Here is a 10,572-nt window from a genome sequence, read left to right on the forward strand (position 1 = left end):
GACCACGTTGGTCAAGAGGTGCGGGCTCCAGCCGGGATGGCGATCTTCAGCGGCGCGCGCCAGTCCGCGTGCAATGGCGTAACTGGTCATCAGAGAGCCCGACGACGGTCCTGCCGTGTAGCTCACGCATCATTTCAGGGCGTCACAGCCTAGACTATGATTCGGACCGGGAGTGCGGAATAACCGTGCACGAAGTTCGATGCAACGCGCTCCGGATCGCCAACGACCTCGACCTCCATGCGCTTATTCAGTATCTCCTCCCAGAGGATTTTAAGCTGCAGCCGCGCGAGATGTCGACCAAGGCAACGATGGATGCCGTATCCGAACGAGAGATGTTGGTGCACGTTCTTGCGATCGATCGTAAATTTGTTGGCGTCCTCGATGACCTCATCGTCTCGGTTGCCAGAGATGTACCACATTACAACCTTGTCGCCTCGCCTGATTTGTTTGCCTCCCATGATAATGTCCGCGGTGGCGTTGCGGCGCATATGTGCGATGGGCGTTTGGTACCGAATAATCTCGGACACAGCGCTCGACACCAAGGCGGGATTATCTCGTAGCTTTCGTAGCTCGGAGGGGTGCTGGTTCATGAACAGCAGGCCACCGGTGATCGAATTGCGCGTGGTGTCGTTGCCGCCCACGATCAGTAGAATGAGATTGCCAAGAAACTCACGTGGCTCCATATGCCGAGTCCCGGACGAGTGCGCCATCATCGAAATAAGATCAAGTCGTGGCTCGGCATTTATCCGCTCCCGCCAAAGCCGAGTAAAATATGTCAAGCACTCGGACAGGATTGCGCTTCGCTTGCCCCAGCTGTCGATCGCCTGCCCAACCGTCGGCGCTGCAACGGCTACGTCCGACCAGTACGTTAGGAGCCGGCGATCCGCGAACGGAAAGTCGAAAAGTGTGGCCAGCATCTGCGTCGTCAACTCGATCGAGACCATATCGACCCAGTTGAAGGCTTCATTGCGCGGCAGGCCATCAAGGATTGTTCTAGCGCGACTGCGGATTAATCCCTCGAGTTTTTCCAAATTGTCCGGTGCGAGTATCGGACTTACGGTGTTGCGCTGCGCGGCATGTTTGGGAGGACCTGCCTTGATAAAACTCGGTGTCCAATGTTCCTCGGGCACGTCGAGGATCGTGACACCTTGCTCTGACGAGAATATTTTATGATTTGTATCGACGGCCACGATATCGCGGTATCTCGTTATCGACCAATATGGTCCGTATGGGCTGTCTTGGCAGTGGTGAACGGGATCTTCCCTTCGCAGCCGCTCGAAGCAGGGCCATAAGCTATCATCTTGAAATCGTCTAGGTTCGCTTACATCTAGATCTCTCAACGGGATGCCGCGCACATCTTCGCCTCCGCGCACGTTAAAGGGCGTTTTCATGACCGTGTCCTTTGGCCTTTTCTCTTTGAAGAACCCGATCTCGACAGGTCGTAACCGCATGGAGTGCGTGCCGAGTGCTTCAGCTGGGAAGAGCTTCTCGCCGAAGCGGCAAGAATACTCAAAAAACTGAGCGGCGCGCCCTGCCAGTTCCGGCAGGAGCGAGATTGCCGCCACTTTGTCTATGCGAGCGGAACGCCGCCAGATGAGTCGGCCACGTCTCATTGCGGAAGAGTGGCGGCGGCCCGCTTGAATTGTGGCCGCTGCGAAATAAGGCCTGACTTCGGCATGCTCAATCTGAACAACGCGATCGGGCAGGGGACCGACGCGGTGGTCGCGGTCGCGCGTTCAATCAAACAGAAGATGGAGATGTTTGGACCGCGCTTGGGCAATGTTCCAACGGCATGTCAAAGACCAAAGCAACAATTCCTTCGGCGCCTTGCGCGCCGTCAAATAACCAACTGATCCGATCCAAGCACGGCCTTGGCCGCGGCGGCTTCACCATTTACTATCCTCGCCGGTGGTGCTGCTAGGAACGTGCTCCCACTTTACTTCCTTGATAAACGGCATCGTAGCTCGCTCGTGTGGTCAGGCGTGTGACGGGGCTCCCGATCTGTGCCAGGAGCTCGTCAATAGTTAGGCACGGCGCCTCTGGCGCGACGCTCTGCGCTTGTCCGGCAGTACAGGCATCGGAACGTGCGGAAGTGAAAAGACGCCCCCGCCCGCCAGCCCGCCCTACACCGGGGAGGTGATGCATGCGCTGTTGCTGGAACACGTGACTGGGCAAGCGTGCTCGCACATCGTGGCGGTCGGCCGCTTGAAACGGATGCCTGGGTTGAAGCATACCGGAAAAGACAACTACGCCTGGTTGTTCAAGGGCGAGACGATTTTGCCTGGCGTCGGGCCCGAGCCTCATGGCGGAGATCTGCCAGCGTGTGCGCGGCCGGCGGTCGATCGCCATCAACTTGTCGGCCGTGCTGGCGCCCTGGGCGAGCGTGCTGTTCTTCACGGATTCCGGCTGGTACGAGCCGCGGCGCCAGCAGGTGGCGAACTGGGATGGCCTGGCGATCGCGCTCGGCGCGACGCGGGTAGGACCGGGAGCACTGCCACGACGAGTACAAGGGCTCGGCCCGCGATTCCGAGATCTATTAGCGCGAATTCGTTCCGGGCTTTGCAGGCTGGGACGAGGCCGCACGCGCCGTCGGCGTCGAAGTCATCAACGCGACTGAAGGCAGCGCGCTGAAGGAGTGTCGGTTTGCGTCGCTCAACGACATCCTGAGATCGGCCGCTTAAGTTGACGCAGCAAAATTTAAACATCGGGCTCTCCCGCGAGCAGATCCGGGCGGCAGTGCAGGCCGACTTCGTGGAGCTCTATGCCGCTTTGAATTCCGAGTACGGTACCAACCTGGTGCCGCGGCTTCTGAACAGCGGGCTTTCTGACAGCCAGGTGCTGGACTTTACGCGGGCCATTTTGCGGACCTCTATGCTGCGGTGAAGGCGCAGGGGCTCACCGGAGCTCCTGTCTTCGTGCCGGCCTATGCGATCGTGGCCAGCGGCTTGCTGCTGCCGGTCGCGCGCTATCTAAATGCCGGGCTCTCAAGCGATCAGTTGCGCGCCGCGACGCAGGCGAACTTCACTGACCTGTACACACTCCTTGGGGGAGTGAACGCCTACAATCCCGTAGTGGCGCTCGGCAATGATCTGCTTGCATGGTGGGACGCTGACGCGCACTATTGGGGCGCGAACGGCGGCATGACGATTGCGACGGGGGCTTCTTCTTGGCGGGACATCGTCGCTGGATACAGCGCGGTTCAAGCTTCGGGGGCAGCGCAGCCGGTGTTTTCCAGCACTTCGTTCAACGGCTCCCCGGGTTTAACGTCTGACGGTATCGACGACTGTCTGGTGTGCACAGACGCCGCGCTGCTCACCGGCCTGCCGGCAGGGGACGCGGGCGGCGAATTGTGGTCGCTGGCGCAGAACGACAATCTTGCCGGCGCAACGTTTTTCGATCTGTTCGGCTATGCCAACGCGTCGCAAAGCGACGCTCGCACGATCGGAAGGATCGCCACGCCAGTCTACGGCCGAACGGTTTTCGGAACCGGCGGCGGCAACGTCTCTGTCGGCGGCACCACGCTATTCTCAGGACGCCGGGTGATCAGAGGGGCCTATAGCTCCGCTGGCACTGTGCTGTTCATGGACGGAGCGCAGGAAGGGAGCTTGCCCGGGACGCCCGCAACGGCGGCAGCCCGCGTCGCTCTGTTTGCTCGCGCGCTCGCCACTCCGTCAAACTATTGGACCGGGATCGGAGCGGCCTCTCTTATCACCAAGCCACTGAGTGCCACCAAAGCAGCGGTCCTGGCCTCCTATCTCATGTCGCGAAGGAACCCCTGATCATGACCGCTCACTATGGTGTCACTCTTATTTCTGCTGCGAACAAGAACGCAATCAACGTCGTGCTCGCCCTTTGGGTAGGAGACAATCCGGCCGCCACGCAGAATGTCAGCCAGCCGGCAAATCAAAGGTACGCATCCGGCGAAGGCCCCGGCTAGGCCGCTTTCGGGAAGGCTGAACGCGCTCAAGCTGCGTGAGCGACGCTTTGGGGCTGCCAATTCCAAGGCAGCAGTTCGTCAATGCGCTTGGCAGAGTGATCAGGTAGGCGCGCCAGCACGTCGGCAAGCCAAGCCTGCGGGTCGACGTCGTTGAGCTTTGCGGTGGCGATAAGGCTGTAGATGGCAGCAGCACGCCGGCCGCCGTCATCGGAGCCGGCGAAGGTCCAATTTTTTCGCCCGATGGCGACCGCCCGTAGCTCACGTTCAGCAGCATTGTTCGACATGCAAAGCCGCCCGTCATCAAGGAAGCGGCTAAATGCATCCCAGCGGCTGAGGCAGTAATTGATCGCCTTGGTCGTGTCGTTGTTCCTGGAGAGCTTGGCGCGCTCCTCGCGCAACCACACCTCCAGCTCGATCATCAAAGGGCGGCTACGTTCCTGGCGCACACGCAAACGCTCCTGCGCAGGAAGTCTGTTGATCTCGCGCTCGATGGCGAACAGGACATCGATGCGCTTGACCGCCTCGGCCGCGATCGGTGCCTTGCTCAGCCGTGCGAGATCGAAGAACTTGCGCCTGCCGTGAGCCCAGCATGCGGCCTCGATGATCGGGCCGCCCTTCCGATTGGCCTCGTAGAGCCTGCCAAAGCCGGCGTAGGCGTCAGCCTGCATCAGTCCGGCATAGCCCGCCAGATGCTGCTCCGGATGCGCACCGCCACGATCGGGCGAGTAGAAGAACACGGCCGCCGGCGGATCTGGGCCGGCAAACGGCCGGTCGTCGCGCACGTAAGTCCAGAGCCGTCCGGTCCGGGTCTTGCCCTTGGCCAGGACTGGCACCGTGGTGTCATCGGCGTGGATGCGCTCGGCTGCGAAGACATGGCTCCGGATCGCATCGACCAGAGGCATCAGGCTTGCTGCGGAGGCACCTACCCAATCCGCGAGCGTCGATACCTCGAGGTCGATACCTTCACGCTGGTAGACGTCGCTCTGAAGATGAAGCGGCAGGTGCAGGCCATACTTGGCGAACAGGACATGGGCCAGCAGCTTGGGCCCTGCACGCCCGCGCGCAATCGGGTGCGAAGGAGCCGGCGGTTGGGTGATCGCTTCGCAGGCCCGGCAGACGAGCTTCTCGCGCACATGCTGGATCACCTTCCACCGGCGCGGAACGAGCTCCAGCGTCTCGGTCACGTCCTCGCCAATTTTGCGCAATCGGCTGTCGCCGCAGCATGGGCAGGTGGCAGGCACCGGATAGACAATGCGCTCCCGCGGCAAATGCGCCGGCAGCGGACGGCGGGCCGGCTTGCGGCGCTCGAACGATGGCACCGTAATCTTGTCGGCTGCCATCTGCGTCGCGGTCTCAGCTTGCGCCGCGTTCTCCTCCAGGTCGGCGAGCTGTAGCTCGAGCTGGTCCAGCAATGCGCCTCGCTCGGAGGACTGTCCGAACTGCTCATGCCGCAGCTTCTTGATCGTGAGTTTGAGCTTCTCGATTAGCAAAGTCCCCGCCTGGGCCTCGGCTTCCGCGGCCAAACGGGCCGCTCGCTCGGCGCGCAGCATCGCCTGCAGCGTGGTCACATCGTCGGGAAGAGAATCATCAGTGCCCATCGCCGACTAGAGAATCACAAGACGCGATCTCTGTCCGAACCGCTGATCGCGCCACCGATTCAAATCCCAGCGATCACCCGGCCGCCTGCGGTCGCCAGGTATGTTGCGGCATCCGCCAGTCGATGCCCTCCAGCAGGTAGCCAAGCTGGGCTGGGGTAATTGTCACGACGCCATCAGCCGGCGATGGCCACAGGAAGCGGCCGCGCTCCAGCCGCTTGGCATAAAGCGACATGCCCAGTCCATCGTGCCAAAGGATCTTGATCAGCTTGCCGCTTCTGCCACGGAACACATAGAGGTCGCCGCCGTGCGGGTCTCGCGTGAACGCTTCCTGCACCAGCAAGGCCAGCGAGTTCATGCCCCGACGCATATCGGTGTGGCCGGTCGCAATCCACACCCGCACGCCTGACGAAATAGGAATCACCGTATGCGTCCATCTGCCAGCGCCGCCACCGCGGCCTTCAGCGTGGCCGCGTCGACTGTACCCGTGATCCGCATCCGAGCCCCGGCAGCAAACTCGATCTCGATCGTCCCGCCGCTGCTGGCCGGCGCGACTGGACAGGGCGCCGGACCTGATTCCGCGACCACTATTGCCGGTACGAAGCCAGGTTGATGGGCGGCATCCTTCGGCTCAGGTCGAAACGACCGTCGCCACCGCAGTAGCAATGAGCGCGAAACGCCATACCGCCGCGCTGTTGCCGCGACTTGGCGCGGCGCCTGTAAGCTCTCCAGGACGATCTTGAGCTTCTCGTCCTCGGACCAGCGCCGCCGCCGGCCCGTGTCCACCACCTCAAGCCGTTCGACTTGGGCACTGCGCCTATCACTGTCCATAAGGACAGTTCTCAACAACACGCCTCATTCGGCAAGGCGGCCTTCACCGGACGGATACAATCAAAGCGGCGACATCGGCGATGCGGCAACGTACTGGTTTGGCGGTCGTCCCTACGATGGCGGCGAACTCTCGGTAATTCAGAGTTTGCCAGGCAATATGCCAGTTGCGACCTGGCCTGTGCAGGGGGTGGCTGGGCCAGTCAGTGAAGCAGAAGCTATCGCGGCAGCGGCAGCTCTGATCGTAACCATGACGACGCGAGACAGCTACACGACGCAACAGGCTCAAGAGACACTGGCCGCCTCGTTGAGCGCTTTGGCCTGAGGCGAGCTGAATCGAAGAGCTAGTTTGACTATTCGTGCATCGTCCATCGCGCGTCACGTCGCTTAAGCGGGTATGGCGTCGAAGTCGATGCGCCCGAACCGGTTCGGTTGATCTTTGATATCCGACCAGTTGAAGTCGTAGATTTCATCCTCGGCCCAGTCGGTGGGATAGTTGACTCTGAATAGCTCGCCGATCGAAGCGCGCATCGGCTGATAGCCGTTGGACCAAACTATTGCTGGTGTGCCAGCGCCGAAATCTTGTGCACCAAACTGAGACGTGACGATCACCAGCAGACCGGCGACGGACAGGATCAGATTCTTCAAATTAGCCTTCTTGAAAGCATCGTATCATGCTTGCTGGTGTTGTAATCTTGGTACCAGGAAATTGGGACGCCCTTTCCGTGGGGACTCGGAAGTCCACGTAGAGGTCGCCACTGTTCGAAAGGTCGCAAGGTCGGCGGCGAACCGCTCCAAATAGGTAACATGACTTCGTAGGACGACAGGTGCTCGATAGTCGACCAGATTCAATTGCCGGCCGCTGCGCTGCAATTGTTCTCGGCTAGGATCACCTTGAAATTTGCTTCAATCTCGATGCAGGTCCGCATGAAGAGCGAGTGGATCCGGAACGAGTAGGCGCTCATGCACTCGGCGCTTGGTTCGACGTATTCGAATATTGAACGAAGATCGTCCTGGATCAGTGTCAGTGCACGAACATAATGTTCGGCGTCTCTCGCGTAGTCGCGATCGAGGATGTAGGCCAAGCTGCTGTAACCCGAGTTCGGTCCATCTGCGATTCCTCGAAAATTCCGGTGAAAGGGCTTTGCAACAGGCATCTGGCCTCTCCTGAGTGCTTGATCCTACGAGCCCTGAGCAAGCTGTGTCCACTCCCTTCTGGACAGTGCCTTTCCGAGAACAATCTCCCAGGGCGGTGCATCAAACGAAGCACATAGGTGCAGGCATTTCGGTATGGTCATGGCTGCGAGAGAGCGGATTTTCCTAGCTTTTCGATAATCTGCTGAACGCAGGCCGCCATTTCTTCCATCACTACTCGGACGGGCCGGCTTCGGAGGACTTCGACTTCTCCAAACGAGAGCGAACAGCTAAAACGCACTCCGTCTTTTGAGTTTTCAATGGTGTCTTCATCTTTCGCGGCCGCTTCGCTGCTCCAATGCACGGGCGGAAGGATGAAAGACCTTCGGGGGTCGATTCGATTTGTTGATCGATATGCACCTCTTGCATCGCGAAATCTTGCTGGATAAGACGGCGATGCTTGTCTACGATGTTTAGCTCGTGCAGGGCACGGATTAGGTATCCCTTGCCCCCACAGTATGGCCCGCATTCACGAATAATCTGCACGAAATGTTGGGGTACCCTGCGACATTGCTTCTCTAAAGTCTTTTCGAAATGTGCCGCATCTTTCCCATGGGGGAAGTACGTTCCGTCTGCAGCTTGGCCGCCTAATTCTGCGCATACACATGCTGCTTGGTCCAATGCCGACCGTAAGATTGTAAAGCGAGTCTGCGACGGTGAGTTGTAGATCGACAATGAAGGGCTGCGATCCGCCCCACTTAAGGTCGAAATCACCGCTGGCGCGATTATAATTTACATACATTGCAGCAAAATCCGTCCCGTCGAGTGCCTTAAACTCTCTCGCGAAAGCCTCCGTATGGGAATGAGCGCGCTTCAGCTTCATTGAGCAGCTGGCAAACGGGTTTGCGAGGTTCGCGTTGGCCATGGGTCTTCTCCGAAAATGCCATCTTAGAATGTTTACGTGAGAAAGTTACTTAGGGTTCCTCTCGGCTGGACAATCGCAGCGTAAATCTCCCCTCGCCAACCGTCCACTCCCTCAGGACAGGCGGTCCACTCCCTTCAGGGCACCGCGCTGCGCCAACAGCCGCTCACCCCTTTAGCCGCTTAAGCAACGCAACGCGCTCGTCGTTTAGTTCGCGAAGATATTGAGCATTGAAAAGCTGCGTCTCCTGCCACTCGATGCGGTCTTCCGCGGTCCAGAGGTAACACTCGCGATCGAAGCGAGCTTTTTCGGCTTTATCGAATTCAGTGTAAAGTTTGATATCACGTTCCACCTGGTCCAGTTGTTCCTGGATAGTTCTTGGCATCAGCCGTTCCCTCGGCCTTGCCTCCAGCCAGTGTTAGTCTTTGGCTGAATCTATGTTGGCTAGCAACATGCGGTTCGCTCTCCTCGGTAAGTAGACGCATAGTTTGTTCGTAAAGGTTATTGCGTAAGATTGTCGTCATCTGCGCGACTGTCGATGCGATCTGGTTCGCGCAGATGGCAGTCCTTCCACTCTCTCAGGGTATTGGCTCTCTCGTTGGGAGGCGAGTACGTGCTGGCCTTGCGGCGCACGACGGGAATTTCTGGTCACTTCTTCGAACCACCGCCACTCTGCACCAGGGGATACGCAGGATGGACGCGATGAGCGATGCGCTGCTGATTAGCCTTGCGATTTGGGGAATCATCGGCTGCGCGGCATTGAGAGTGCTCGCGCTACTAGGCTAGCTCGCCGCCCCTGAATCATACCGCCGTCATCCTGGGGATGACGGCGGCCTGCCAATGGTCCTAATAAAAGGTGGGGCGGCCACCCAATACGCGAGCCGGTAGCGGCATGATCCTTATCCAGATCCGGGGCGTGCGCAAGCCTGATTGGCTCGTCTCAAGCCGCCCGATCAAGGCATTCCGTGTCGAGATCTGCGATGACATCCTCGAAAGCTGAGCTGGTCTGCTGTATGGCTGCAATCTTCTGCAGTTCGTCATCGCTGATCGGGCCAATGCGGCTCTGCAGCGCCACGACCATTCGCGGCGACGCCCTTTGAGTTGAACAAGGGGCAGGCCATGGTCAGGTAGATATCTCATGAGTGCCTCCACTGATGAATGCTCAAACAGCGTACCGGAAGACCGCTGAAGGACGGTACTAAAATCTCGGTCAAATTTTAATGGTAATCTTCACGGCAATGGGCGCATCGCGCGAAGCTGCTAGGAAGCTAGCCAATAGACAACTTTGATGGAAAGCGTGCCCAGCACGTAGAGCCATCCCGCCATCGCCAGCATGATGCTGAGGAAAAAGCTCACTCCCCAAATCCACTCGAAAAGGCGCCAATTGCCCGCGATCGGCAACTGCGTAGCGACAACGGTGTTCTCGTTCGACTGATCGGCTGAAACCGTGGAGCGACCCGCAATACTTGGACGATTGGAATGGCCGCAGCGTCGCAGTCCTCTCCAGTTCCAGCATTTTCATAGGTGAATCCGGCCACTCCATTAGGGCGCCGGTCGCGCCCTTCGGGAAGTCCGTCGCATAGCAGCGGCGCGTGCCCGGTTACGAGTGTCAGGACAGATATCGATATTCGCGAGACTTCGGAGTTTTGGTGTCGATTGTAGTGACGGTGCACCGCAGGCGCGTCGCTCCGCTTCTTTGATCCGCTCTCGAAGTTCTTCCAATTCTGAGAGCCGAGAATTGAGTTCGTTCAACCGCTGGGCAAAAAGGAGACCGCGAGAGCTCTTCATCAATGCCTCCAACACAAAACAAAGAAAGCCAAAAAATGGTGCAGGCGCAACGTACGAGGGAAAGTAAGCGTGTATGACTTTAGCCCGGCAGTCTGTGCACTTTTGTGAAACAGCGCACATTTTTAGCCGCATTGAACTTTGCACTTTGTCAGGTGCCGGTCCGCTTCCTCCGCCAACCGTGCGGGAATGCCGAAAGCTAGCACGGCGCGAATATCATCGTTCGCCGAAAGTTGAGGCTACCTGCCCATACGGGCGGCAGGTCTAGCGTTCACTCCCTCAGGGGAGAGTAGGCCAAAATACAACCATAGTCGCAGTACAGAACAGAGAGCGGCGGCACAGAGCGCCGGCCGACTGCTGCGGCCCGACTG

General features: G+C 59.1%; 11 protein-coding genes and 1 pseudogene. 4 read left to right on the forward strand and 8 right to left on the reverse strand.

All coding sequences use genetic code 11. The annotated features are described in order from the left end of the window. Positions 1 to 149 precede the first annotated feature (149 nt). Positions 150 to 1,391 carry a cytochrome P450 gene (locus tag IVB50_RS00745; RefSeq protein ID WP_247284194.1) on the reverse strand — a complete coding sequence of 414 codons (1,242 nt, stop codon included), beginning with the start codon at positions 1,389 to 1,391 and terminating at the stop codon, positions 150 to 152. Positions 1,392 to 2,682: 1,291 nt separating this feature from the next. Between IVB50_RS00745 and IVB50_RS00750 the strand changes: the two genes are divergently transcribed. The 3 genes from IVB50_RS00750 to IVB50_RS00760 are packed head-to-tail and all read left to right on the forward strand — an operon-like array spanning position 2,683 to position 3,937. Beyond that, the gene (locus tag IVB50_RS00750; RefSeq protein ID WP_247293756.1) at positions 2,683 to 2,883 is read left to right on the forward strand and encodes a hypothetical protein; all 201 of its coding nucleotides are present in this window, start codon (positions 2,683 to 2,685) and stop codon (positions 2,881 to 2,883) included. A gap of 32 nt (positions 2,884 to 2,915) precedes the next feature. Then, a complete protein-coding gene (locus IVB50_RS00755; RefSeq protein ID WP_247293766.1) occupies positions 2,916 to 3,779 on the forward strand; it encodes a hypothetical protein in 864 nt (287 codons plus the stop codon). Positions 3,780 to 3,781: 2 nt separating this feature from the next. Then, a complete protein-coding gene (locus IVB50_RS00760; protein WP_247293768.1) occupies positions 3,782 to 3,937 on the forward strand; it encodes a hypothetical protein in 156 nt (51 codons plus the stop codon). Between the two features lie 26 nt (positions 3,938 to 3,963). On the opposite strand, the gene IVB50_RS00765 is transcribed toward IVB50_RS00760, so the two are convergent. Together IVB50_RS00765 and tnpB are read right to left on the reverse strand one after the other, a co-directional pair. After that, on the reverse strand, positions 3,964 to 5,535 hold the full coding sequence (locus IVB50_RS00765) for an IS66 family transposase (RefSeq protein WP_247293778.1): 1,572 nt from the start codon (positions 5,533 to 5,535) through the stop codon (positions 3,964 to 3,966). A 73-nt stretch (positions 5,536 to 5,608) separates the two neighbouring features. Further along, positions 5,609 to 5,956 carry an IS66 family insertion sequence element accessory protein TnpB gene (gene tnpB, locus IVB50_RS00770; protein WP_247293780.1) on the reverse strand — a complete coding sequence of 116 codons (348 nt, stop codon included), beginning with the start codon at positions 5,954 to 5,956 and terminating at the stop codon, positions 5,609 to 5,611. 3 nt (positions 5,957 to 5,959) lie between these two features. On the opposite strand from tnpB, the gene IVB50_RS00775 reads away from it, so the two are divergent. After that, positions 5,960 to 6,145 carry a hypothetical protein gene (locus IVB50_RS00775; protein ID WP_247293803.1) on the forward strand — a complete coding sequence of 62 codons (186 nt, stop codon included), beginning with the start codon at positions 5,960 to 5,962 and terminating at the stop codon, positions 6,143 to 6,145. A gap of 29 nt (positions 6,146 to 6,174) precedes the next feature. On the opposite strand, the pseudogene IVB50_RS00780 reads toward IVB50_RS00775, so the two are convergent. The 5 genes and pseudogenes from IVB50_RS00780 to IVB50_RS00800 all read right to left on the reverse strand — a co-directional run. Beyond that, positions 6,175 to 6,363: pseudogene (locus tag IVB50_RS00780) on the reverse strand (transposase); the annotation flags it as partial. A 384-nt stretch (positions 6,364 to 6,747) separates the two neighbouring features. Next, the gene (locus IVB50_RS00785; protein WP_247293782.1) at positions 6,748 to 7,008 is read right to left on the reverse strand and encodes a hypothetical protein; all 261 of its coding nucleotides are present in this window, start codon (positions 7,006 to 7,008) and stop codon (positions 6,748 to 6,750) included. Positions 7,009 to 7,208: 200 nt separating this feature from the next. Continuing rightward, a complete protein-coding gene (locus tag IVB50_RS00790) occupies positions 7,209 to 7,517 on the reverse strand; it encodes a hypothetical protein (protein WP_247293783.1) in 309 nt (102 codons plus the stop codon). A gap of 1,065 nt (positions 7,518 to 8,582) precedes the next feature. Beyond that, positions 8,583 to 8,801 carry a hypothetical protein gene (locus IVB50_RS00795; protein WP_247293785.1) on the reverse strand — a complete coding sequence of 73 codons (219 nt, stop codon included), beginning with the start codon at positions 8,799 to 8,801 and terminating at the stop codon, positions 8,583 to 8,585. 555 nt (positions 8,802 to 9,356) lie between these two features. After that, the gene (locus tag IVB50_RS00800) at positions 9,357 to 9,497 is read right to left on the reverse strand and encodes a hypothetical protein (protein WP_247284137.1); all 141 of its coding nucleotides are present in this window, start codon (positions 9,495 to 9,497) and stop codon (positions 9,357 to 9,359) included. Between the last annotated feature and the right edge of the window lie 1,075 nt (positions 9,498 to 10,572).

This window comes from Bradyrhizobium sp. 87, from assembly GCF_023073015.1.
In the GTDB taxonomy this organism is placed as follows: Bacteria; Pseudomonadota; Alphaproteobacteria; order Rhizobiales; family Xanthobacteraceae; genus Bradyrhizobium; species Bradyrhizobium canariense_D.

Excerpts from the sequence above, each read along its gene's own strand:
- IVB50_RS00745 (WP_247284194.1), bottom strand. The coding sequence starts at position 1,391 with ATGAAAACGCCCTTTAACGTGCGCGGAGGCGAAGATGTGCGCGGCATC.
- IVB50_RS00760 (WP_247293768.1), top strand. The coding sequence starts at position 3,782 with ATGACCGCTCACTATGGTGTCACTCTTATTTCTGCTGCGAACAAGAAC.
- IVB50_RS00765 (WP_247293778.1), bottom strand. The coding sequence starts at position 5,535 with ATGGGCACTGATGATTCTCTTCCCGACGATGTGACCACGCTGCAGGCG.
- IVB50_RS00775 (WP_247293803.1), top strand. The coding sequence starts at position 5,960 with ATGCGTCCATCTGCCAGCGCCGCCACCGCGGCCTTCAGCGTGGCCGCG.
- IVB50_RS00790 (WP_247293783.1), bottom strand. The coding sequence starts at position 7,517 with ATGCCTGTTGCAAAGCCCTTTCACCGGAATTTTCGAGGAATCGCAGAT.
- IVB50_RS00795 (WP_247293785.1), bottom strand. The coding sequence starts at position 8,801 with ATGCCAAGAACTATCCAGGAACAACTGGACCAGGTGGAACGTGATATC.
- IVB50_RS00800 (WP_247284137.1), bottom strand. The coding sequence starts at position 9,497 with ATGGTCGTGGCGCTGCAGAGCCGCATTGGCCCGATCAGCGATGACGAA.